Annotated in this window: 20 protein-coding genes; 5 read left to right on the forward strand and 15 right to left on the reverse strand. The window is 42.1% G+C overall.

All coding sequences use genetic code 11. The annotated features are described in order from the left end of the window. Nucleotides 1-93 precede the first annotated feature (93 nt). Nucleotides 94-801 (reverse strand): glucosamine-6-phosphate deaminase, encoded by a 708-nt coding sequence (locus QM968_RS02975; protein WP_009732534.1) that lies wholly within the window; start codon nt 799-801, stop codon nt 94-96. A 307-nt stretch (nt 802-1,108) separates the two neighbouring features. Here QM968_RS02975 and queA point away from each other — a divergent pair, with 307 nt between their 5' ends. Then, a complete protein-coding gene (gene queA / locus QM968_RS02980; protein ID WP_414382128.1) occupies nt 1,109-2,137 on the forward strand; it encodes a tRNA preQ1(34) S-adenosylmethionine ribosyltransferase-isomerase QueA in 1,029 nt (342 codons plus the stop codon). 11 nt (nt 2,138-2,148) lie between these two features. Further along, the gene (locus QM968_RS02985; RefSeq protein ID WP_009732532.1) at nt 2,149-2,619 is read left to right on the forward strand and encodes an arginine repressor; all 471 of its coding nucleotides are present in this window, start codon (nt 2,149-2,151) and stop codon (nt 2,617-2,619) included. Between the two features lie 29 nt (nt 2,620-2,648). Here QM968_RS02985 and QM968_RS02990 read toward each other — a convergent pair whose 3' ends face one another. The 14 genes from QM968_RS02990 to QM968_RS03055 all read right to left on the reverse strand — a co-directional run bounded on the left by QM968_RS02990 (nt 2,649) and on the right by QM968_RS03055 (nt 19,224). Continuing rightward, entirely contained in the window at nt 2,649-3,983 is a 1,335-nt protein-coding gene (locus tag QM968_RS02990) for a dipeptidase (protein WP_414382130.1), read from the reverse strand. A gap of 17 nt (nt 3,984-4,000) precedes the next feature. Beyond that, a complete protein-coding gene (locus tag QM968_RS02995) occupies nt 4,001-5,512 on the reverse strand; it encodes a YfcC family protein (RefSeq protein WP_414382133.1) in 1,512 nt (503 codons plus the stop codon). 125 nt (nt 5,513-5,637) lie between these two features. After that, on the reverse strand, nt 5,638-6,582 hold the full coding sequence (gene arcC / locus QM968_RS03000; RefSeq protein WP_009732529.1) for a carbamate kinase: 945 nt from the start codon (nt 6,580-6,582) through the stop codon (nt 5,638-5,640). An 85-nt stretch (nt 6,583-6,667) separates the two neighbouring features. Then, nucleotides 6,668-7,684, reverse strand: coding sequence for an ornithine carbamoyltransferase (argF, locus tag QM968_RS03005; RefSeq protein WP_049472137.1), 1,017 nt, complete (start codon nt 7,682-7,684; stop codon nt 6,668-6,670). Between the two features lie 84 nt (nt 7,685-7,768). Further along, complete coding sequence (gene arcA / locus QM968_RS03010; protein ID WP_009732527.1) at nt 7,769-8,998, reverse strand: arginine deiminase; 1,230 nt, start codon at nt 8,996-8,998, stop codon at nt 7,769-7,771. Nucleotides 8,999-9,236: 238 nt separating this feature from the next. Beyond that, entirely contained in the window at nt 9,237-9,926 is a 690-nt protein-coding gene (locus QM968_RS03015; RefSeq protein WP_009732526.1) for a Crp/Fnr family transcriptional regulator, read from the reverse strand. A gap of 316 nt (nt 9,927-10,242) precedes the next feature. Beyond that, on the reverse strand, nt 10,243-11,301 hold the full coding sequence (locus tag QM968_RS03020; RefSeq protein ID WP_414325191.1) for a serine hydrolase: 1,059 nt from the start codon (nt 11,299-11,301) through the stop codon (nt 10,243-10,245). Nucleotides 11,302-11,399: 98 nt separating this feature from the next. Further along, nucleotides 11,400-12,872 (reverse strand): helicase HerA-like domain-containing protein, encoded by a 1,473-nt coding sequence (locus tag QM968_RS03025; protein ID WP_414382135.1) that lies wholly within the window; start codon nt 12,870-12,872, stop codon nt 11,400-11,402. Nucleotides 12,873-13,082: 210 nt separating this feature from the next. Next, nucleotides 13,083-13,688 (reverse strand): superoxide dismutase SodA, encoded by a 606-nt coding sequence (gene sodA, locus QM968_RS03030; protein ID WP_061455362.1) that lies wholly within the window; start codon nt 13,686-13,688, stop codon nt 13,083-13,085. A gap of 88 nt (nt 13,689-13,776) precedes the next feature. Further along, nucleotides 13,777-14,811 carry a DNA polymerase III subunit delta gene (holA, locus tag QM968_RS03035; RefSeq protein WP_414382138.1) on the reverse strand — a complete coding sequence of 345 codons (1,035 nt, stop codon included), beginning with the start codon at nt 14,809-14,811 and terminating at the stop codon, nt 13,777-13,779. A 23-nt stretch (nt 14,812-14,834) separates the two neighbouring features. Beyond that, entirely contained in the window at nt 14,835-15,437 is a 603-nt protein-coding gene (locus tag QM968_RS03040) for a DUF805 domain-containing protein (RefSeq protein ID WP_155168919.1), read from the reverse strand. Nucleotides 15,438-15,512: 75 nt separating this feature from the next. After that, nucleotides 15,513-17,759 carry a DNA internalization-related competence protein ComEC/Rec2 gene (locus QM968_RS03045; RefSeq protein ID WP_151191472.1) on the reverse strand — a complete coding sequence of 749 codons (2,247 nt, stop codon included), beginning with the start codon at nt 17,757-17,759 and terminating at the stop codon, nt 15,513-15,515. Then, nucleotides 17,740-18,408: a helix-hairpin-helix domain-containing protein gene (locus QM968_RS03050; RefSeq protein ID WP_223344775.1), complete on the reverse strand. Its 669-nt coding sequence runs from the start codon at nt 18,406-18,408 to the stop codon at nt 17,740-17,742. The genes QM968_RS03045 and QM968_RS03050 overlap by 20 nt, the downstream gene beginning before the upstream one ends. Before the next feature lie 69 nt (nt 18,409-18,477). Beyond that, nucleotides 18,478-19,224 (reverse strand): lysophospholipid acyltransferase family protein, encoded by a 747-nt coding sequence (locus QM968_RS03055; RefSeq protein WP_003006324.1) that lies wholly within the window; start codon nt 19,222-19,224, stop codon nt 18,478-18,480. Between the two features lie 175 nt (nt 19,225-19,399). Here QM968_RS03055 and QM968_RS03060 point away from each other — a divergent pair, with 175 nt between their 5' ends. The 3 genes from QM968_RS03060 (at nt 19,400) to QM968_RS03070 (ending at nt 22,971) form a co-directional block, all read left to right on the forward strand. Next, nucleotides 19,400-21,739, forward strand: a complete 2,340-nt coding sequence (locus QM968_RS03060) for a cation-translocating P-type ATPase (protein WP_414382143.1) — start codon at nt 19,400-19,402, stop codon at nt 21,737-21,739. Between the two features lie 232 nt (nt 21,740-21,971). Beyond that, entirely contained in the window at nt 21,972-22,718 is a 747-nt protein-coding gene (locus tag QM968_RS03065; RefSeq protein ID WP_021152863.1) for a tRNA1(Val) (adenine(37)-N6)-methyltransferase, read from the forward strand. Then, nucleotides 22,708-22,971 carry a GIY-YIG nuclease family protein gene (locus QM968_RS03070; protein WP_049472126.1) on the forward strand — a complete coding sequence of 88 codons (264 nt, stop codon included), beginning with the start codon at nt 22,708-22,710 and terminating at the stop codon, nt 22,969-22,971. The genes QM968_RS03065 and QM968_RS03070 overlap by 11 nt, the downstream gene beginning before the upstream one ends. Nucleotide 22,972 lies beyond the last annotated feature (1 nt).

Below are 22,972 nucleotides of genomic sequence, written 5' to 3' on the forward strand. Positions count from 1 at the left end.
CTAATCCCAGCAGATAATTACTTGTATTGTACCATACTTTGAAGCAGAAAAAAACCTATCTGGCCCGAATAAATCGGCGATAGGTCCTGTTTTTTATCGACTTAACAAGCTCAAAGCTTCCTTATCCGCAATAATGGTCACATTTGGATGGCCTTGAAGGGCACTAGCTGGCACTTTTTCTGTCCTTTCACCCTCTACCGTACCTTTGATCGCTTGGGCTTTCGATTCCCCATAGGCAAACAAGACAATTGATTTCGCAGCTAAGATATTGGCAATCCCCATCGAAATGGCTTGAGTTGGTACATCTTCGATCTTATCAAAGAAACGAGAATTGGCCTCAATGGTAGAGTCATCCAACTGAACTAAGTGGGTCTGACTATCAAAGGATGTTCCTGGCTCATTAAAACCGATATGCCCATTTCGTCCGATTCCCAATATTTGAAGGTCTACTGGATGGTCTTCGAGTATTTTGTTATAACGGATCACTTCTTGATCGGCAGATTCTTCTACACCAGATGGGAGATAGCTTTCTTTGAATGGTTTGGCATCAAAGAGATGTTTCTCCATGAAATACCGATAAGATTGAGGATCATCTCCTGTCAAGCCTACGTATTCATCTAAGTTCACACTGATTAGATTAGAAAGATCCAAATTACTTTCACGAATTTGTTTATAAAACTCAAGGGGACTGCTTCCAGTCGCAAGACCTAAGGTTTGCGCACCTTCCTGTAAAGTTTCTTTCAATATATCAAAGGCAACTTTTCCACCCTCAATTTGGTCCTTTACTTCAATAATTTTCATTGGATAGACCTCCTATTTCTCTATGCTTTTATTATATGGTATAGACCAATTTTTGTCAAGTGACACCGCTATCTTTTTCTGGCATTTTTTTCATTTTCAAGTCGATTCGTGATATAATGAAAGGTATGATTGTATCAATATTATTCATCATTTTTTTGATCGGACTCCTTGTCTTTCTCTTATCTTTCTTGATTCACCAAAGAAAGATTCTCAAGGTCCTGATCTTTTTGATGGGAACTGTCCTGATGCTTTTAGCTATCGGGACAACCATCTATCTACTCACAAATTTATTATAAAAGGAGCGCAAATGAATACCAACGACTTTGACTTTGATTTGCCTGAAGAACTGATTGCCCAAACCCCTCTTGAAAAACGAGATGCCTCTAAACTCTTGATCCTGGATCGAAAAACAGGGCAATTCCAAGATCGTCATTTTGATGCAATTTTGGATGAATTGGAGCCAGGAGATGCTCTTGTCATGAACAATACGCGCGTACTGCCTGCCCGTCTTCACGGCGTCAAGCCAGAAACAGGTGGTCACGTCGAATTCCTTCTCCTCAAAAATACCCAAGATGACTGTTGGGAAGTCTTAGCAAAGCCTGCTAAACGATTAAAAGTAGGGGCTTCAGTGAGCTTCGGAGATGGTCGATTGACTGCCACTGTCGAGGAAGAATTGGAACACGGAGGCCGTATCGTTCGCTTCCACTATCAAGGCATCTTTTTAGAAGTCTTGGAAAGTCTTGGCGAAATGCCACTCCCTCCCTATATTCACGAAAAGCTTGCTGACCGCGAACGCTACCAAACCGTTTATGCTAAAGAAAACGGTTCTGCTGCAGCCCCAACAGCAGGCCTACATTTCACCCAAGAATTGCTCCAAAAGATTGAAGCAAAGGGTGTTCATCTTGTTTACTTGACCCTTCATGTAGGGCTTGGTACCTTCCGTCCAGTATCAGTGGACAATCTCGAAGACCATGAGATGCACTCTGAATTTTACCAACTTTCAGAAGAGGCTGCTGCGACCCTTCGTCAAGTAAAAGCTGCAGGGAAACGCATCGTAGCTGTTGGAACAACTTCTATCCGGACGCTTGAAACGATCGGAAATAAATTTGCAGGTGATATCCAAGCCGATTCTGGCTGGACCAATATTTTCATTAAACCGGGTTATGAATGGAAAATAGTCGATGCCTTTTCGACCAACTTCCACCTTCCAAAATCAACTTTAGTCATGTTGGTTTCTGCCTTTGCTGGCCGTGAATTAACCTTAGAAGCATACCACCATGCTATTCAGGAACGGTACCGCTTCTTCAGCTTTGGGGATGCTATGTTCATCAAGTAAAGGAGTCTCTCATGAATAAAATTGAAAGCCGCCACCGCTTGATCCGCTCTATTATTTCTGAGCGTAGGATTCATACCCAACAAGAACTCCAAGAAGCCCTTGAAGCCAATGGGGTTCTCGTGACCCAATCCACCCTTTCACGGGATGTTAAATCCTTGAATCTAGTGAAAATTAACGAGGGGGATAGTTCCTACTATGCCATGAACACCATCGCTCCTTCCCGTTGGGAAAAGCGCCTGCGGATGTATATGGAAGATGCCTTAGTCATGTTGCGGCCCGTTCAAAACCAGGTCGTTGTAAAAACTCTTCCAGGGCTTGCCCAATCCTTTGGAGCTATCTTAGATGCACTGGAACTGGATCAAATTGTAGCTACTATCTGTGGGGACGATGTCTGCTTGGTCATCTGTGAAGACAACCAAGGAGCTTTGGATTGCTTTGAAAAATTAAAAGAATTCACCCCACCCTTCTTCTTTAGCAAATAAAAAGTTTGGAAACTTAGTTTCCAAACTTTTTATTTTGTCGCTAGGCGCTGAATGGCTTCTCGATAGATTTCCATCGCAGCGTAGAGATCGTCAATTTTTGCTCGTTCATTGGCCTGGTGCTCGGTCTGTTCTGCACCTGGGAAAAGAGCGCCGAAAGCTACACAGTTTTCCATAGTCCGCGCAAATGTCGCACCACCTGAAGACATGGCTGGTGTCCTATCCTCAGTTTCTTCCTGGTAAACGGCCATCAAAGAGCTGACTAAAGGACTATCTAGCGGTACATATAAAGGAGCCAAATAGTCAAATTCTTCATACTCTAACTGATAGCTAGCCGCAATTTCTTGCAGACGAGCCACTAAATTCTCCTTATCTGCTAGGACTGGAATTCGAATATCAATTCCGATTTCCGATTGCTCTTGATCGATCACAAGGGTCGCAAGATTGAAGGAAAGATCCCCACTTGGTTCATCTGTAATTTTTCCAAATAGGGCTTCTCCAGTTGCATCCTCACCAACAGCATCTGCAATAAAGAGCAAGGCTGGGTGGGGTTGGATGAGGGACAGACTTTCCGCTAAACCGACAATGGCATTCACTCCTTCGGCTGCATCTTTAGAGTGCTTGGAAACACCCATAACCGTTACCGAATCTTCTGTTTGGCTATACTGAACCCCACTTTGATCCAAAACAGGAAGTAATTCTTCTAAACGATGACCTGCATAGGTCGCTTTATCTGGAACAACATTGAGGGCCTGACCAGCCTGTAAAGGAAGATCATCCCAACCTGGGCCATGCAATTTCACTTGTAACAAGCCTTTTTCAGCATAGGTTAATGGGAAAGAAGAATCTGGCGCAAACCCAAGATCTGCTTGTTCTTCAATTTGATTGTAGCGGTTCATACAGCGCCACAAGGTTTCTTCATCCGTCCCAAAGATAAAGCGGATTCGTTTGGTAAACTGAATGCCATCATCCAGCAAACTCTTAACTGCATAGAGGGCAGCGAGTGACGGCCCCTTATCATCCTGCACACCACGACCTACTAAATAATCCCCGACAATGGTCGCTTCAAAGGGTGGCGTTTGCCAATCTTTTAGATCACCGGCTGGAACAACATCCAAGTGACAAAGAACGGCCAGGAGTTCTTCCCCCTGACCGATCTCTGCATATCCATAGTATCCTTCAGGATCTATATAGGTTTGAAAACCTAATTCTTGAGCAAGCTCTAAGGTTTTTTCTAGGACATCTTGGATAGCTTGTCCAAACGGTGTTCCATTTTCCCCTTCATTTAATACAGAAGGGTAAGAAATGATGGTTTGAAGAGAGTTTAAAAACTGCTCTTTTACATCGTCTTTTATTCTATTTTTCATGAAACACCTACTTTATTCTATTGCAAGAATGGAACCACAGTTCCTAGTAGAAGAAGGGCAATAGTAATCACAACAATCGCTACGACCAATTTACCCATGAATTTCCACCATGCACTCAAGTCAACACGTCCAAGAGCAAGAGCTCCCATTACGATACCTGAAGTTGGTGCGATCAAGTTCAAGACACCAGATGCAGATTGGTAAGCTGTGACAATCAAGCTACCTGGTACATTGACGAATTTACCAAGAGGTGCCATGATACCCATTGTTGCGCTGGCAAGACCAGATGATGATGGGATCAAGAATGACATTGGCAAGTAGAAAATGTAAGTCAAGACAATGAACAATTGAGATGAAAGACCTTTCAGTCCTTCTTCACCCCAGTGAAGAATTGTTGCAGTAATCATACCGTCGTTCATGATGACTTGGATACCACGTGCTACTGCTACGATAAGAGCAACACTCAAGAGGTCAGCTGCACCATTCATAAAGGATGAAATAATTTTATCTTCTTTCAAGCCATAAATGATACCAACAAGGATTCCCATGAAGGCAAAGAGCATAGCTGTTTGAGGGAAGTACCAAGTACCAAGAGCATCTGTATTACCGATCAATTGACCAAGGTAAGGAACTTTATGGAGAGATTCGTTAAAGCTGTCAAAGAATGTAATACCCAAATCTTTGAATGGGATAAATCCTGCAACCATGATGACGAACGTTGAAATGAAGACGAGCAAGACACGTTTTTGTTTCTTGTTCATTTGTGAAGGAATTTCTTCGCCACTTTCTACGTTGAAGTGTTTCAAATCTTCTTCACGAGTTGCATATGTAAGGGATGCTGTAGGATCTTTTTGAACCTTGTCTGCATAACGGTATACGTAATATGTGCTAAGTCCTGTCAAAACGATCCAGAAGATCACACGAAGTAAGAGACCAGAGGCACTTGAGATACCTGCAGTATCAGAAGCGATAACTGTCGCAAATGGGTTCAAGGTTGAGGCCAAACATCCGATTTGTGATCCTAAGAGGATAATGGCTACCCCTGTCAAGCTGTCAAAACCAACGGACATCATAACTGGTACAAGAAGTGGATAGAAGGCCATGGTTTCTTCACCCATACCATAAGTTGTCCCACCAAGGGCAAACAATGGCATCAAGATCAAGATCAACATTTTTTCGCGGCCTTTGTATTTGCGAACAATTGAAGCAATCCCTACATCAAGGGTACCTGTTTCGTTCACAACACCAAGGAAACCACCGACCATCAAGATAAAGAAGGCAACGTCAATCGCTGCACTGGTTGGTGCTTTACCAAGCATGGCATTGATTGGGGCCATCAAGACGTCCCAAATCCCTTGAGGATTTTGTTTCACAGCTTCATAACTACCTGCGATGATGGCACCACCATCGTCAACCTTGTATTGACCAGCTGGAATAATCCAAGTTAACACTGCCATAATGGCAATGATGATTAACAACACGGAAAAAGATGAAGGCATCTTAAATCCTTTTTTCTTTTTTTCACTCATTTGTCTTCCTCCTAACGCAACAAAGTGTGAGTGATATCTTACAAGGTTTCCCTTGTAAAACGCTTACCTATAGGTTTATTCTATCACAATAAGCTTTAAAATACTAGTTTTTTCCTAATCTTTCATTAGTCTTTTTGGATGATTGTTCCGCTTTCAGACTCAATCAAAGCACCAAGGTTTTCAAGTGAAGTGATGACTGCTTTTCCTTCTGGACGACCGTTTACAAAAGCGATGGCAGCTTCTACTTTAGGAAGCATGCTTCCTGGTGCAAATTGATCTTGTTTGATGTACTCTTCCAATTGAGCGACATTCACATGTTCCAATTTTTCTTGGTCTGGTTTGTTGTAGTTCACAAAGACATAGTCTACACCAGTCAAAACGATGAAGAGGTCTGCTTCTACTAATTCAGCCAAACGTTGAGATGCAAAGTCTTTATCGATAACGGCTTCAACACCAGTCAAGCTACCATTTGCTTCTTTCACAACTGGGATACCGCCACCTCCAGCAGCGACAACGACTTGACCGTCGTTCAACAAGGTACGGATAGTATTAATTTCTTTGATATCCACTGGTTTTGGTGAAGCCACAACTTTACGCCAGCCACGACCAGCATCTTCTTTGAAGGTTGCTCCAGATTTTTCAGCTTCTGCTTTCGCTTCTTCTTCTGAGTAGAATGGACCGATTGGTTTGCTGAGGTTAACGAAGGCTGGGTCGTTCTTATCCACTACGACTTGTGTTACAACTGAAGCCACGTCTTTTTCAATTCCTTCTTCAAGAAGAGCATTTTGAAGAGCATTTTGAAGCCAGTAGCCAATGCTTCCTTCGGTCATAGCAACTAATGAATCCAATGGGAAAGCTGGGTTCTTTTCAGAGTTTGCTGCCAAGTGTTGGAGCAAGAGGTTTCCTACTTGAGGACCATTTCCGTGAGTGATGATCAAGTCATCCCCATTTTTGATTAATTTTACTAAGTGTTTTGCTGTTTCTACAAGTGCTTCTTGTTGAGCTTTTGCAGAAGGATCAGATGAGAGAATGGCATTTCCTCCCAAAGCAACGACGATTTTTCTAGACATGTGTTTTCCCTTTCTATAAAAAATAGGGGCAGGACTAAAGCTAGCAGTCCAGCCCCTATAGCTGTTGGTATACGGTTATAAAGTCTTAAACTTTTGGAATGTACAAGTTACCAAGAGTTGCTGCCATCACCGCTTTGATAGTGTGCATACGGTTTTCAGCTTGGTCAAAGTGACGAGCATATTTGCTGCGGAACACTTCGTCAGTAACTTCCATTTCTTCTACGCCGAATTTTTCAGCAACATCTTTACCATAAACAGTGTTTGTGTCGTGGAAAGCTGGCAAGCAGTGCAAGAAGATCAAGTCTTCGTTATCAGCTTTCTTAACCAATTCCATGTTTACTTGGTAAGGTTTCAAAAGGGCAACGCGTTCTGCAAATTTGTCTTCTTCACCCATAGATACCCAAACGTCAGTGTAAAGTACATCTGCACCTTTCACAGCTTCGTCAGCATCTTCAGTGATCAAGATATGAGCACCACTTTCTTTTGCGAATCCTTCTGCCAATTCAACAATTTCTTGTTCTGGGAAGAGTTCTTTTGGTGAGAAGATGTGTACGTTCACACCAAGGATAGCACCTGTTACAAGAAGGCTGTTTGCAACGTTGTTACGTCCGTCACCACAGTACACAAGTGTCAAACCTTCAAGGCGTCCAAAGTTTTCTTGAACAGTCAAGTAGTCTGCAAGCATTTGTGTTGGGTGCCATTCATCAGTCAAACCATTCCATACTGGAACACCTGAGAATTCAGCCAATTCTTCAACCATACGTTGGCTGAAACCACGGAATTCAATACCGTCAAACATACGTCCAAGAACTTTAGCAGTATCTTCTGTAGATTCTTTTTTACCAAGTTGGATGTCGTTTGCACCAAGGTATTCTGGGTGAGCACCAAGGTCGATGGCTGCAGTAGTGAAGGCAGCACGAGTACGAGTTGAAGTTTTTTCAAACAAAAGCGCAATGTTTTTACCAGCTAGATAGTGGTGTTGGATGTTGCGTTTTTTAAGGTCTTTCAAGTGAGCTGAAAGTCCGATAAGGTATTCTAACTCTGCACGTGTAAAGTCTTTTTCTGCCAAGAAGCTACGTCCTTGGAACACTGAATTTGTCATTCTAATTGTCTCCTATTTTCTTTCTAGTATTGATGAGTAAGAAGGCAGAGCTGATACACTAAGACCAGCTCGCGATCTCCTACATTAGATTTCTTCACGTTCAAACGGCATTGACATACAACGAGGTCCACCACGACCGCGAACCAATTCACTTCCGCGGATCTTGATCAAACGAAGGCCGTATTCTTCTAATTTCTTGTTGGTAACAGTGTTACGGTCGTATACGACTACCACACCAGGTGCGATTGTAAGAGTATTTGATCCGTCATTCCATTGTTCACGCGCAGCAGCAACGATGTTGCCATCTCCACATGGAATCAATGTAACTTTTTCAACACCAAGGTTTTCAGCAAGCAATTCAGCCAAATCACCTTTTTCTTCAACGATCTTCAATTGTTCGTTTTCGTAAGTTACAGAGAAGACGCGAAGGTTACCTTGGATTTCTGGGTGGATTGTGAATTTATCGTAGTCCACCATTGTGAATACTGTATCCAAGTGCATGAATTTACGGTTGTTAGCAAATTCGAAGGCCAATACTTTTTTGAAGCCAACGTTCTTCTTGAAGATGTTTACCAACAATTTTTCGATTGATGCAGCATCTGTACGTTGTGAGATACCAACTGCCAATACATCTTTAGAAAGTACCAACTCATCTCCACCTTCGATACGAGTATCTTCTTCACGGTTGTAGACAAGTTCAACTTTTCCACCGTAAACTGGGTGGTATTTGAAGATGTATTTACCATACAAAGTTTCACGGTTACGTGTATCTGCGTACATGTGGTTCAATGATACTGCATTACCAATTGTCGCAAATGGGTCACGTGTGAAGTACAAGTTTGGCATTGGGTCGATAGCGAATGGATAGTCAGATTCAACAAGGTCTGTCAATCCTTTTGCTTCTTCAGGAATTTCTGGAAGTTCAGCTTTTTGTACCCCTGCCATTGTTTTTTCAACCAATTCTTGGTTGTCTTCAATGCTGTGAAGCAATTCACGGATCGCAACTTTTGTTTGGCGTCCACGAATGTTCGCTTCTTCAAGGTATTCTTCGATGAATTGATCGCGAATTTCTGGAGAAGTCAATGACTCAGCAGCTAGCTGTTCAAGATAAAGTACTTCGATACCTTCGTTACGAAGTGCTTCAGCAAATGCGTCGTGTTCTTTTTGAGCATCTTCCAAGAATGGAATATCATCAAAAAGAAGACGTTCAAGATAGTCAGGCATCAAGTTTTCCAACTCTTTACCTGGACGGTGCAAACAAACTTTTTTCAGTTTTCCAATTTCTGAGAAAACATGAATTGGGTGTGTAGACATCTATAGTCCTCCTTTTTCTTGCGGTTTAGTGTTACCTAATCCCGTTTACAGGTTTTATTTTATCACCAGTTGGTACCGTTTTCACAAAGGATTCTACTTTCCAAAAGCAAAAAATTTGGCATTTTTTTGAATGATTCTTATATTTTAGTTAATATGAAGCGTTTTCTTTGCATATTTTATCCTTAATATTATTTTTATGAATATATATTTTTTTGTAAAATTAAAAAAAGATCAACTATTAGTCGATCTCTTCAAAACTCTTTAAAAAGTAGCTGCTGTCTATAAATCTTAATTGCTTTCTCTCATACTGTATCTTTTGAGAATCCATTAATTTCTTTAAAACTTGATTAACCGTTTCTCGTGTTGTTGCAGCCAACTTGGCCATTTCCTTCATGCTGATTGGAAATGGGAGCTGATTCCCAAGGGCTTCATAATCCTTGCAAAGAATCGCTAACGATTGAATGACACGCTCACTGGCACTGGCTGTTACAACATTGCGCAGCCGTAACTCCTGAAATTTTAAAATAGAGGAGAGCTTTCTCGTAATAAAGAGCAACTGCTCCTTGCTCTCTTGGGCATACAATTCATAGAGATTAACAGGTATGACGAAACAACGCAAATCTGTTACTGCACTGGCTGTATAGTGATAGCGCTCATCCTGGAACATCCCACCATAAGGGAACATGGCCCCCTTCTTTATATAATCCATATAGGAGAATTGATCCGCTGAATCGAATTGCTCAATGCGAGCAAAGCCTTTTTCAAGAAGAAAAATACGATCTCGCTTATCTCCTGCAAAAAATAGAATTTGTCCTTTTGGGATATCCCTGGCATGAATTTCAACAGCTAATTTATCAAATAGCTCCACTGGTATCGCAGAAAAAGCTGGATGCGAGCGAAGCAACTGGTAATCATCCTTTGTAATCATGTCTATACTCCCTCTTATTTCTAATATTAGTATAACATACTTTTTGATAGATAGGTAGAAGAAGCCCACTGTTATCAGAAAACTAGTAAGAAATACCAAGTTAATTTACTCTTTTTTATATAAACTAAAAGAGGCTGGGACAAAAGTCCTAGCCTCTCAATTGTCTTTGGATTGTCGAGCAAGACGCAGTGGTTGAGTGGGCTCTATTACACTGATTTCATCAGCTTTTACAGCCCTACTCAACTGTGCGGAGGTGGGACGACGAAATCGAATTCTAACGAATGACCGATTTCTGTCCCACTCTCTCTCAATGATGTTATTCATTCATATTGACACGATGCCATTCATTGATGACATAGGCCAATTGACCTAGTTGATAGAGACCGTAACCACTGATCTCAGAACTTTCCGGAGTTGTTCCTCCGAGACCTGCAGTATAGATGGCAATCAAATAAGGAGTCGACTCATGGACAATAGCATCCACATTTAAAGCTTCAGCGACATAACCTGGTTTTTGCTGAATAACCAAATCCGGTAAGAACTTCTTATAGTACTCATCTGGGAAAGACTCCCCAATCAATTCTAGCAAATCTGCATATCTTTCTTGATGGTTCCATAGATATTCCAATACATGAATATAGTAGTCCGTTGTTGTTTTGTTATTTTCACTAAAAGTCTTCACTTCCGGTGAACGGGATTGACCATAGCGACTGAATAACTTACGTACTTGCTCCATACCACCCAAACGATCAGCTAAAGCATAAGCTGGGGTATTTTCTGAATAAACCAATGAATACCGCTGCATATCAGGGATAGACATGGCACCATCAAAGGCAGCTACATAATTGTCATGTTCCCCTACATATTCATAGTAGGTATTGGTGATGTCAAACCGATCCGTTAAATTAAGCTTGCCTTTTGCAACCTCATCTACCACTAGCATATTTAATGGTAACTTATAGGTACTCCCTGCCGTCATCGGTTGGAGATCATTCATGGCAAACTGCTCTCCTGTAATGGCATTGCGATAGGTGAAGGCGATTTGTGACGGGTCAATTCCGCTTTCTGCTAGGAAATCTTGAACAACCTCTACCAAACCTTTATTGGCATAATCATAAACCAGTCCAAATGCAGTCATCGTTTCCATATCTGCATCCACTACCGCTTGCTTAGCTTCTGGAGATTTGACACGCGGTTTCTTGGTCTGAGGAGTTGACTTTTCTATATCTGGTTTTTTTGTTTTCTTTGCTTTTTTTTCAATAGCTGATGCTGTTGGTTGCGTAAGATGCAAGTAGCCTAGTGCACTGGTTCCCCCTATACACAGAAGGATACCGATCGCAATCATGATCGAGCGTAGATTAAAATATTTTTTCATACGAGATTAATTATAAAAGATTCTATTGAAAATAACAAGAATTATCAGAAGGAGAAAACGGTTTCTTACTAAAAAATTTTTTCTTCTGCTAATAGGGTTTATTTCCTTTTAAAGGAGCCCATAATCAGCTTAGCGATCTCACGCGCAATAGTCCGGAATAAAGAACTAAGGAAGGAATCCTTTGCTTTTTCAAGACTCGATTTTCGAGGACGACCTGGGCTACCTTTTTGAGCTGCCTTTTCCGCTGCAGCCTGTTCTTTTGCGGCTTCTTTTCTTTCTTCTTCTTGGGCTTCCTTGTTTGCTTTCTCTGCTAATTTTTCATAAGCGGATTCTCGATCAATCGGCGTTGCATATTTCTGATGGAAAGGCGACGTTGTAATCAAGGCCAACTGCTCACTTTCATTTAAGAGATCAAAACTCGATTGAGGAGAGAGAATATAGGAACGTTCCACAACACTCGGTTGCCCCTTTTCATTTAAGAAAGAGACTAAAGCTTCCCCTGTCCCTAATTCTGTAATCACCGTTTCTGTATCAAAGTTTGGATTGGGACGAAAACTTTGGGCAGCTACCTTAATGGCCTTCATTTCTTTCGGAGTATAGGCCCGAAGAGCATGCTGAACCCGATTTCCAAGTTGTGCCAAAACAGACTCTGGCAGGTCTTGAGGATTTTGAGTAATAAAGTAAATCCCTACCCCCTTAGAACGAATCAAACGCACGACTTGCTCGACCTTCTCAAGAAAAAGCTTGCTAGCATCCTTAAAGAGGAGATGCGCCTCGTCAAAGAAGAAAACCAATTTAGGTTTTTCTGGATCACCGACCTCAGGAAGGGTTTCAAAGAGGCGTGATAACATCCAAATTAAAAAGGTCGAGTACAATTTTGGTGAATGAAAGAGCTTAGTAGCTGAAAGAATATTGATATAGCCACGACCAGAAGTATCTAGTTGCATGAAGTCACTTAAATCTAGAGCCGGCTCACCGAAAAACTGATCTGCTCCTTCTTCTTCCAGTACCAACAAACTTCTTTGAATGGCTCCAACAGACTGTTTGGTAATATTGCCGTACTGGGCAGAGTATTCCGAGCTGTGTTCATAGACTTCCTTTAACAGGCTCTGTAGATCTTTCAAATCAATCAAGGGCCAATTTTTCTCTTGAGCCAATTTAAAGACAATGGCTAGAATTCCTGTCTGGGTTTCATTCAAATCAAGTAGGCGAGAAAGCAACAAGGAACCCATCCCCTCAACTGTCGCACGAACTGGGTGACCTGCTTGACCAAAGACATCCCACAATCGAACAGGGAAAGCTTGTGGCTCAAAAGGATCTGTAATTCCTAAAAGTTTGTAGCGTTCTTCCAGCTTGGGAGTCCATTGACCTGCTTTTGCTAAGCCAGATAAATCTCCCTTGATATCTGCAAGAAAGACCGGAATGCCTTCCTTGCTTAATTTTTCCGTTAAGACTTTAAGGGTAACTGTTTTCCCTGTCCCTGTTGCTCCTGCAATCAAGCCATGACGATTCAACATCCGTAAATAGATAGGCGTTTCAACGGCTCCTTTGGTAATGGTAATACTAGTCATTTCGTTTCTCCCTGAATGTTTCAGTTTTCATTTTAACGGTCATCTTTTCCTTGCCTAGGCCCTTCAAACTGGGCTTCTGATAAGTAAGACACACTCCTATTAGTGTATCATTTTCCTGTCTAAACGCAAGAAATTATACTCCGATTTTCCGGATACAAACAAAAAAATCTATAAGAGCCAATTGTCGCTCTTATAGATTCCTTTATTTTATTATTTTGCTGCTGCAAACAAGTCATTAACTTTATTCCAGTTGATCACTGAGAAGAAAGCTTTAATGTAGTCAGGACGTACGTTACGGTATTTCACGTAGTAAGCATGTTCCCAAACATCCAAACCAAGGATTGGTGTTTTTCCTTCAGAGATTGGTGTATCTTGGTTTGCTGTTGAAGTGACTTCAAGTTTACCTTCTTTGTTGACAACCAACCATGCCCAGCCAGAACCAAAACGTGTCGTTGCTGCTGCTGTGAAGGCTGCTTTGAAGTCTTCAAATGAACCAAATGTGGCATCAATAGCTGCAGCAAGTTCTGCTGAAGGAGCTGTTTGTTCTGGAGTCATCAATTCCCAGAAAAGAGCGTGGTTCAAATGACCACCACCATTGTTGATCACAGCTTGGCGAATGTCAGCTGGAATGGATTCAACATTAGCTAACAAGCTTTCAAGGTCTTCTCCAATTTCAGGATGTTTTTCAAGAGCTGCATTCACATTGTTTACATATGTTTGATGGTGTTTATCATGGTGCAAATGCATGGTTTCTTCATCGATATAAGGTTCCAATGCATCATAAGCATATGGTAATTCTGGTAAAATGATAGCCATTTTATGGTCCTCTTTTCTTTATTACTGATTTGATGATAACGCAAACAGCTAAATTATTCAACTAATCTGCTTGCAATTTCATTCATGTTTAGACGCTATTTGCCACTTTCAACAGGGCCAAATCAAATAAGTAGTCTTTATCATACGTTCCACTTTTAATTGCATAATCCGTCTCGATGAAGGTCATCATGGCCTGCTTCAAAAAGGACAGGGAAAGCTTACGGCTATCCCGTAAGGCAAACTTCACCTGATATGGATTGACCTTGCGTCCTGACAACTCCGACAAGCTCGCTACGATTTGGTTTTCGGATTGGCCTTCTTCTGAAAATATTTTTACTTGAGAAAACATTCGGAATTGCCCCAACAGAATAGCGATCAATTTTATCTCATCTTCTCCTTGTAAGCGGAGATCCTTAACCAAATTCCGGGCTTGATCGATTTGGCGTTTGAGAATCATCTGTGTCAGATCAAAAATATTATCTTGCAAGGACTTTGGAACAACCTCCTCGATATCTTGGAGGGTAATCTGACCATCTTCTTTGTAAGCCTGCAATAGAGCGAGATTCTTCTGTAACTCTCCAAAATCATAGCCAGATTTTAAGAGCAGCTGGTCCAAGGAATCGCCCACAAAGTGTAAGCCCAATTCTTGCGCCTGACCAGAAAAATAACGCTTTAAATCTTGCTCTTTAGGAGTGGTCGCTTCAATGATTTGGGCATCCCGTTTTAGGAGTTTGACCAAGCGGCGCTTACTATCTAATTTTCCTTCTGCAAATATCACCAAACGGGTCGATTCAGAAGGATTTTCCAGATAATTTTCAAATTGCTTCAGATCTTCATCGGTTAAATTGCGTTTTTTGGCAGTGGTCAAATCCAATAAGTGATCCAAAATCACGATTTTTTCATCTGCAAAAAAGGGAAGACTGACCAAATCCAGCTCGACCTCAGCATAGGAGGCTTCCTTCATATCAAAATAAGAATAATTCAAATCTGAGGGATCATAGCCTATTTTTTTTAAAATGTCTTTTTTTAACCATTCAAATTGACCTACATCCTCACCCGTCAAAACAAGAATAGGAGGCAGAGTTTGAACCGTCAGATGTTTAGTGTCAATAATTGCTTGCATGAAACTCTCTTATCTTTATCAGTTTAGTGGATTTCGTGTTCAGCAGCCATTTTTTGTTCCAATGGTGGTTTTTCATCAGACAAATCAGGTGCTGCTACAAAATTAGGAATTTGCTCAAACGAGTTGCCGCCAAAGCTCCCCCCTGTCGCTGTGACCTGTGGTTCAGAAGCCACTCCCATAGGAGTTTCTACTGGTTGTGGGAAGGTGTTTTTCCCTGGAAGCATCATGAGAATCAAGAGAGAAATAACTGTAATTACCCAAAGAAATAGGAAAATATCTAGACCCGTCAACAAATAGAGCAGAACCGGACCAAGGTTCAAAAAGATCCAAGACCAATGGATTCCCGCATCCCGCAAGCGACGCACACAAATGGCTTGACTGGGTACCAAAATGAGGAAGTAAAAGAATGCTAAGAAAGCGAGCGCCCATAAACCTGTCTTAGAATGAACAGTTGAAAAATTGAGCGTTTCTTGAGCATTTTGATGGGATAAAGAGGCCACGATGTAAAAGACCCAAAGAGGCAACGAAATCAGGGAATTCCAGAAAAAAGCTAGCCAAAAATGGGACCGACTGGTCTTACTTGAAAAATCTGCATACTGTATCCAAAATTGCTTAAATGCGTTCATACGATTCTACCTTTACATTGATTTCACTTTCTATAATAGCAATTTTCAGCATAGAAAGCAAACCTCTCCTCGTCTCTAGCGGACCGTTTCTACCCTCCAATGGTCCCACCCAATCAAGCGAATTGCTCCCCTTTCATCGGTACGAAGATAAGAAATAGAGCGTTCCTCTAGACGATCGAGCAATTCTTTATGGGGATGTTGGTAGCGATTTTTCTTTCCAACAGAGATCAAGGCCAACTGAGGATGTAACTGATCTAAAAACACATCACTAGAGGAACCTTTAGATCCGTGGTGGCCTACTTTCAAGATATCCACTTGTAATTGTGGATCGTTTTTCAATAGTTTTTTCTCTCCGGCTTCTTCTAGATCACCTGTGAACAAAAATCGTTTCTGATAGAACTGTCCATAGAGGACAATCGAATCATCGTTTTTACCATCCCCCACTTCATCAGGGGATAAGACTTCTAAATGATCATCAAAAATAGGAAGTTGATCCCCTCTCTGGACTACTTTAATCGGACTATGAAGCAGTTTCAATTTCTCTCGAAATTGAGAATTGGTGAGACTGCCTGGACTGACATACACTTTTTTAACCGGGATTTGTTTGGCAACCTCCACCATATCGCCCATATGATCCTGGTCTGTATGAGTCAAGACCAGCGCATCGAGTTTTCCAACACCTCGACTCTTGAGATAAGGAATCAGGGTTTGATCCGCATTAGCAGACTGACTGCGCTCTTGCCACTTTTCTCCACTTTTAAAAGTGACGCGTCCTCCGACATCAATCAATATGGTTCTTCCTTTCCAATCGCGTAAAAAGATACTATCTCCTTGACCGATATCCACCATGGTAATCTCATTTTCTAAAGGGTGCTTGGTCCAACAAAAGATGAGTAGAATCATACCGATTAACAGAAAACGAAAGTTCTTTTTCTTTCGAAGATCATACAAGATCCCTAAAAGAAGGAATAGAGCAATCAGAGCTGGTCCCGTCGGCTGACCAAATACCAGAGGTAAAGACGTAAGCTTTGAAATCCAACGAATACACTCCTCTATGAGAAGAAAGAAACTGTTAAAAATTGTAAGGGGCTTTAGAATCGATAAGATAAATAGCACCGTTAAACCTGGAAGAAGGACAAGGTCAAATAAGAAAGAAAAGAGGAAGGTTAAAGGGAGTGACCAGGGTTGAAAGACGCTAAAGTAATAGGTCAAAAGGGGCAAAATCCCCAGGCTAATCCAGAAACTTTCCACTAGTAGCTTTTTAAGTCCTGAATAAGAACTGGTATCTACCAAGGTCAAAATAAAGGCGTAGGCACAACTCAAAACTCCTCCGGCTGTCAGGAGAAACTTGGGCACAAGTAGCATTAAGAGCATCAAGGTCATCGCCATATTCTCCATCCCTCGGATCCCCTTTTGAGAGAGGATCTTCTGCAAGAGACTGCGAACCACTGAAACTGAAAAACCGGTCAACCCAGCATAGACCAAAGAGATTGGAACCATCCAGATATCGACTGTTTCTTGCAAGATTCCTAGACGTAAGAGAGCTTTCCGGATCCCATTGATGAAAAAGCCGACCTGCATCCCAGATAAGGCGAATAAATGGATGATTCCTAAACTCGTGTAAAGCTGGTCCATCTCTTCAAAATCCGTATCTAAATAGCCAAAAAGAAGGCCGGTCATATACTGGTTCATTGGCTGCGGAAAGTGCTCTTTACTCCAAACAATGGCTTGGCGCCTCCATTGAGATAGGCTATCGAAAACATTCCAAGTCTGTATAGGAAGCGCGGATTGGATCGCTTCAATTTTTATTTGATAGTGAATCCCCTGTGTTTGCAAATAAGACCGGTAGTCAAATCCTCTAAAATTTCGCTGCCCTTCTGGTTCTTCTATAACACCTTTATATGTCAACTCCAGCAAGTGGGTTTGACTTTGCCACTGCTGTTTTTCTTTTTCTGATTTTATAGTGTAGAAGACTTGGTAGGTCTTTCCCTGATTTTTAGCACGAAAAGACAGGGCGTCCCCATTGATCTTGATGGTATCTGGAATCAGTCGTAAGTGGGATGGGGGCTGACTTTCTGCTTGTACTGGATGATCCTGTAGTCGCTGAAAGACAAAGAAGGCCGCAAAACAAAGGGTTGCTAAAGCAAGCCCTAGCAAACTTGAGCGATCCCCTTTATAGTGATGAAGCGCTAAAACTCCCACTACTACTAGACCGCTGATCGAAAGCCAAGATGGTTGATAGATACTAAAATACAGCCATAGGAGCAAAAGGGCGAGATGGACAAGAGAAAAAGGAAGGTCTTTAATCCACCGTGAAAGCATCTCTTAGTTTCTCCAGTGTTTTCTCTCCGATTCCTGAAACATTCTTCAGATCATCCACTGATCGAAAAGGACCATTTGCCTCGCGATAGGCGATAATGTCCTGGGCACGTTTCTGGCCAATGCCTGATACGGTCTGGAGCTCTGATTCAGTCGCTCGATTTAGATGGACCTTGCCTGTTTTTTCTGCTGGCGCTGACGAAGTTGCAGAACTTTCTGAACTTCCAAGCGCTGGAACATCCTCTCCTTCTTTAGCAACATAGATCACTGCTTCATCGGTGAGTTTTTGTGCCAAGTTGACCGATTGGCTATTGGCATCTGCTGTCATCCCGCCTGCCTTATAAATGGCATCGTGGACTCTGCTATTGGAGCGCAACTCATAGACACCTGGTTGTTTGACGGCTCCTTTGACATCGACCGTAATGATCTCAGGTGCATCAGACACAGAAGTCGCCGTCTTTTCTTCTTTGGAACTAGCGGTCTGCACCTTTTCTTTGCTCGAAGTTGAACTAGAAGACCGATAAAGATCTGGTATGGTGGATGCACTTGACTGAGGTCGATGAAAAAGAAAATACCCTCCAAGTAAGAGTCCGATAGCAGTAAGAGCTAAAAAGAGCTTATATTCTTTGATTTTTTCGATGATATCCTCCATAAGAAACCTCCTCTCACTTTTATTATTCGTAAAAATAAGTAAAAAAACTGAGAAAAACTCTCAGCTTTTTTACTTATTTTTCCGATGTTTGTCTGGATCCCATACAAAGCTTGCTAGGTAACTAAAGAGCAAGGTCAAGATGCCCACGACTAAGACAAGAGGAATCAAAAGGATTTTTAACAAACGAATCAAGATAAAAGGTTTTGTTGGGGTGTTGATCGCTTGTGCTTCCGCATCCAAGCGGTCAAACTCCTCTTGGATACGGCGGGCAACTTCTGCCACTCCTTCGTCATTCATCTTTTTAATATCCGAAATATCAATGGGATGTCCAAAGTTCATATCAATGCGTTCACCTGTCGCCAACCCTTTCAAGTCTCTTGGACCAGTATAAGTCACTGGCATGATACGGACCTTCGCCATTTTAGCAATGATGGCAACACCGCCTTTGACGTCTTGAGAATGACGGCTTCCACTTGGGAACATAATCAAAGAACGGTTGCTCTTTTTCAGCATATTGACAGGATACTTAATGGCTTCTGCTCCCGGATTTTCACGGTCGATCGGAAATGCCCCACACATGCGAATCCACCAGCCAAAAATACGATTGGTGAAGAGCTCTTTTTTTGCCATAAAGATAAACTGCTTTGGCTTGGTTGCAAAGGCCATATAGACCGGATCCCACCAAGTCCGGTGAGGGGATACCAAGATGTAGTTCTCTTCCCGATCTGGAATATTGTCCTTATGATGGTAATGGGCATTCCCATTTAAAACCCAAAGAATAAAGGCAACAAGGCCACGTAAATAGGTATAAAACATAGTTGTTCCTCAAATCCATTTCATTCGTCTCTCTACAAGATATTCCATCCTGTAAAAGGTTCTTTCTTATTATACCGTATCCTGATTTTGACCGCAAACCTTTTTTAGATAAAAATTGTCTCAGCGGACCGATTCTAGATAGTCTTTTTCTCAAAAAAATGATATCATATTGTCTATGGAAACTATTGATTTAAAGGGCTTGTCCCTCAGTGAAGTCCGCAAGAAAATGGATCGCGGACAAACCAATGATTTTACAACGAATACCAGTACCAGTACCTGGCAAATTATCAAGCGCAACGTCTTCACCTTGTTTAATACCTTAAACTTTGTGATTGCTGTGGCCTTGGCTGCTGTACAGGCCTGGAGCAATATGATCTTTTTTGCAGTCATTTGCTTCAATGCCATTACAGGGATCATGACCGAGATGCGCGCCAAGCGGATGATTGATAAGCTCAACCTCATGAGTCGTGAGCTAGTGACTGTCATTCGTGACGGGGAAAAAGATGCGATTCCACCAGAAAAGCTTGTTCTAGGTGATTTAATGCTCTTATCTTCGGGTGAGCAGATCCCTAGTGATGCCGAAGTCATGTCTGGTATTGCAGAAGCCAATGAGGCTATGCTGACTGGTGAGAGTGACCTGGTCTTAAAAGAAGTTGGTGATGAACTGCTTTCTGGTAGTTATATTGCCAGTGGTCAAGTCTATGCCCGTGTCAAGCGAGTTGGAGCAAACAACTATGCTAACAAACTGATGATGGAAGCTAAAACCCTGAAGCCTATCAATTCGCGTATTCTTTATAACTTAGCGAAAATTTCAAGCTTCACTGGTAAAATTATCATTCCATTTGGCCTTGCCCTCTTCTTTGAAGCACTGTTGATCAAGATGCTACCAATCAAGGATTCTGTCGTGAATTCTTCCACAGCTCTCTTGGGAATGTTGCCAAAAGGAATTGCCTTACTGACAGTTACGTCTCTTTTGACAGCGGTTATTAAGCTCGGCATGCGCAAGGTTCTTGTCCAAGAAATGTACTCAGTAGAAACCCTGGCGCGTGTGGATACCTTGTGTCTAGATAAGACCGGGACCATCACTCAAGGGAAGATGACAGTCGAAGCTCTCCATAGCTTATCGGATCATTTTTCTGAACAGACGATCCAGGTCATCCTCTCTGCTTACATGCAATATAGCGAGGACACCAATCCTACTGCTCAAGCTATTCGCAAGGCTTATGGGGAGTTGGAGCATGCTTATACTGCGGAAAACATTATTCCTTTCTCAAGTGATCGGAAATGGGGAGCCATGCACCTATCCAACCTTGGAACCGTCTTTCTCGGTGCTCCTGAAATGCTCCTTAAAGAAAATCCCGCTGCTGTCGTCGAAGCACAAGCTCGTGGATCGCGCGTGCTCGTCTTGGCCCACAGTTCAGAACTGATCAGCATGCAGGAATTGAAATTGCCTGAAAATCTTGAAGGGATTGCGGTTATTGAGATTACAGACCCCATTCGTGAAGGGGCTTCAGATACTCTTGAGTATTTGCGCTCTCAAGGAGTGGATCTCAAAATCATCTCTGGTGACAACCCTGTGACGGTCTCTTATATCGCTCAACAAGCTGGCTTCAAAAATTATGAGAACTTCATCGATTGTTCAAAAATTTCTGATGATCAATTAGTGGATCAAGCAGAAGAAACAGCTATCTTTGGACGCGTGTCTCCTCACCAGAAAAAACTACTTATCCAAACCTTGAAAGCTGCTGGTCGGACAACTGCTATGACAGGAGATGGGGTCAATGATATCCTTGCTCTTCGCGAAGCAGACTGCTCCATCGTAATGGCTGAAGGAGATCCTGCAACCCGTCAAATTGCAAATATTGTTCTTTTGAACTCTGACTTTAATGATGTTCCAGAAATTCTATTCGAAGGTCGTCGTGTGGTCAATAACATTGGACGAATCGCTCCGATTTTCTTCATCAAAACGATCTATTCCTTCCTCTTGGCTATTATCTGTATCGCTAGTGCCCTTTTCTTCAACGTCAATTATTTGCTGATTTTTCCATTCATCCCTATTCAAATCACCTTGATTGACCAATTCGTCGAAGGATTTCCACCATTTGTGTTGACTTTTGAACGCAATATCAAACCGGTTGAAAAACACTTCTTAAGACGTTCTCTTCTGTTAGCCTTACCAAGCGCCTTGATGGTCGTCTTTAGCGTCTTGTTCATTCGCCTTTGGGGAGCAAGCCATGGTTGGTCAGCAGCCGATATGTCTACTGTATCCTATTACTTACTTGGATCCATCGGTTTCCTATCCGTTATCCGGGCCTGTCTACCACTAAATATCTGGCGCGCCCTTCTCATTCTCTTTTCTGTTGTAGGATTTTATACATCTGCGGTCGTATTGAAAAACTTGATCGAGATTTCACTCCTTACAGCCACTACTTTCCCAGTATATCTGGCCTTGATGGCTGTCTTTACAGGAGTCTTTATCCTCAGCACGATTCTACAAAAATATGAATTTGACTAAAAAAGAGGCTGGGACAAAAGTCCTAGCCTCTCAATTGTCTTTGGATTGTCGAGAAAGACGCAGTGGTTGAGTGGGCTGTAAAAGCTGATTTCATCAGCTTTTACAGCCCTACTCAACTGTGCGGAGGTGGGACGACGAAATCGAATTCTAACGAATTAACGATTTCTGTCCCACTCTCTTTTTCTGTTCTGCCCACCTTTTCCCAAGCCTCTTTTCATGCTATAATAGAGCCATGACAGATATCGAATTAAAAGACGGCGAGCGCGTCAACCAACTCTTTTCAAGTGATGTAAAAATCATACAAAATCGGGAAGTTTTTAGTTACTCCGTGGATAGCGTCCTGCTATCGCGTTTTCCAAAATTACCCAAGCGAGGATTGATCGTAGATCTCTGCGCGGGAAATGGGGCTGTGGGACTCTTTGCGAGCACTCGGACAGAAGCTCAGATTATTGGTGTCGAAATTCAGGAACGTTTGGCGGATATGGCTACCCGCTCGATTGCCCTCAATGGCTTGAATCAGCAAATGTCCATGATCACCGATGACCTCAAGCATCTCCCCCAACATATCAAGGGGAGTAAGGTGGATATTATCCTCTGCAATCCTCCTTATTTCAAGGTGGATGAGCATTCCAATCTCAATGAGAGTGAACACTACCTCTTAGCCCGGCATGAAATTACCACCAATTTAGATGAGATTTGCCATGTGGCCCAGCGGGTTCTCAAATCAAATGGTCGCTTAGCGATGGTCCATCGTCCAGATCGCTTTTTAGATATCATCGAAACCATGAAGCGCTACAATCTTGCACCTAAGCGGATCCAGTTTGTCTATCCAAAAGTGACCAAAGAGGCGAATATGTTATTGATTGAGGCGATCAAGGATGGCTCACTGGATGGTTTAAAAATTCTACCTCCTCTCTTTATTCACAATGAAGATGGCAGCTATACAGACGAGATTCATGAGATCTACTATGGAAACTAAGGCTTACATGTATGTTTTAGAGTGTGCGGATGGCTCTCTCTACACTGGCTATACCACTGATGTCGAAAAACGCCTGAAGACTCACAATGCTGGAAAAGGAGCCAAATACACACGGGCTCGCCTTCCCGTTAAACTTCTTTACAAAGAATCCTATCCAGATAAACCCTCTGCGATGTCTGCCGAAGCTCTCTTTAAAAAGAAATCCCGCCAAGCAAAACTAAACTATATCAAAAAGAACCGTCGGACTCCATAGT

This window comes from Streptococcus sp. OMI870, assembly GCF_047460295.1.
In the GTDB taxonomy this organism is placed as follows: domain Bacteria; phylum Bacillota; class Bacilli; order Lactobacillales; family Streptococcaceae; genus Streptococcus.

Coding starts and splice junctions, on each gene's coding strand:
- QM968_RS02975 (WP_009732534.1), bottom strand. CDS start 801: ATGAAAATTATTGAAGTAAAGGACCAAATTGAGGGTGGAAAAGTTGCC.
- queA (WP_414382128.1), top strand. CDS start 1,109: ATGAATACCAACGACTTTGACTTTGATTTGCCTGAAGAACTGATTGCC.
- QM968_RS02985 (WP_009732532.1), top strand. CDS start 2,149: ATGAATAAAATTGAAAGCCGCCACCGCTTGATCCGCTCTATTATTTCT.
- QM968_RS02990 (WP_414382130.1), bottom strand. CDS start 3,983: ATGAAAAATAGAATAAAAGACGATGTAAAAGAGCAGTTTTTAAACTCT.
- QM968_RS02995 (WP_414382133.1), bottom strand. CDS start 5,512: ATGAGTGAAAAAAAGAAAAAAGGATTTAAGATGCCTTCATCTTTTTCC.
- arcC (WP_009732529.1), bottom strand. CDS start 6,582: ATGTCTAGAAAAATCGTCGTTGCTTTGGGAGGAAATGCCATTCTCTCA.
- argF (WP_049472137.1), bottom strand. CDS start 7,684: ATGACAAATTCAGTGTTCCAAGGACGTAGCTTCTTGGCAGAAAAAGAC.
- arcA (WP_009732527.1), bottom strand. CDS start 8,998: ATGTCTACACACCCAATTCATGTTTTCTCAGAAATTGGAAAACTGAAA.
- QM968_RS03015 (WP_009732526.1), bottom strand. CDS start 9,926: ATGATTACAAAGGATGATTACCAGTTGCTTCGCTCGCATCCAGCTTTT.
- QM968_RS03020 (WP_414325191.1), bottom strand. CDS start 11,301: ATGAAAAAATATTTTAATCTACGCTCGATCATGATTGCGATCGGTATC.
- QM968_RS03025 (WP_414382135.1), bottom strand. CDS start 12,872: ATGACTAGTATTACCATTACCAAAGGAGCCGTTGAAACGCCTATCTAT.
- sodA (WP_061455362.1), bottom strand. CDS start 13,688: ATGGCTATCATTTTACCAGAATTACCATATGCTTATGATGCATTGGAA.
- holA (WP_414382138.1), bottom strand. CDS start 14,811: ATGCAAGCAATTATTGACACTAAACATCTGACGGTTCAAACTCTGCCT.
- QM968_RS03040 (WP_155168919.1), bottom strand. CDS start 15,437: ATGAACGCATTTAAGCAATTTTGGATACAGTATGCAGATTTTTCAAGT.
- QM968_RS03045 (WP_151191472.1), bottom strand. CDS start 17,759: ATGCTTTCACGGTGGATTAAAGACCTTCCTTTTTCTCTTGTCCATCTC.
- QM968_RS03050 (WP_223344775.1), bottom strand. CDS start 18,408: ATGGAGGATATCATCGAAAAAATCAAAGAATATAAGCTCTTTTTAGCT.
- QM968_RS03055 (WP_003006324.1), bottom strand. CDS start 19,224: ATGTTTTATACCTATTTACGTGGCCTTGTTGCCTTTATTCTTTGGGTT.
- QM968_RS03060 (WP_414382143.1), top strand. CDS start 19,400: ATGGAAACTATTGATTTAAAGGGCTTGTCCCTCAGTGAAGTCCGCAAG.
- QM968_RS03065 (WP_021152863.1), top strand. CDS start 21,972: ATGACAGATATCGAATTAAAAGACGGCGAGCGCGTCAACCAACTCTTT.
- QM968_RS03070 (WP_049472126.1), top strand. CDS start 22,708: ATGGAAACTAAGGCTTACATGTATGTTTTAGAGTGTGCGGATGGCTCT.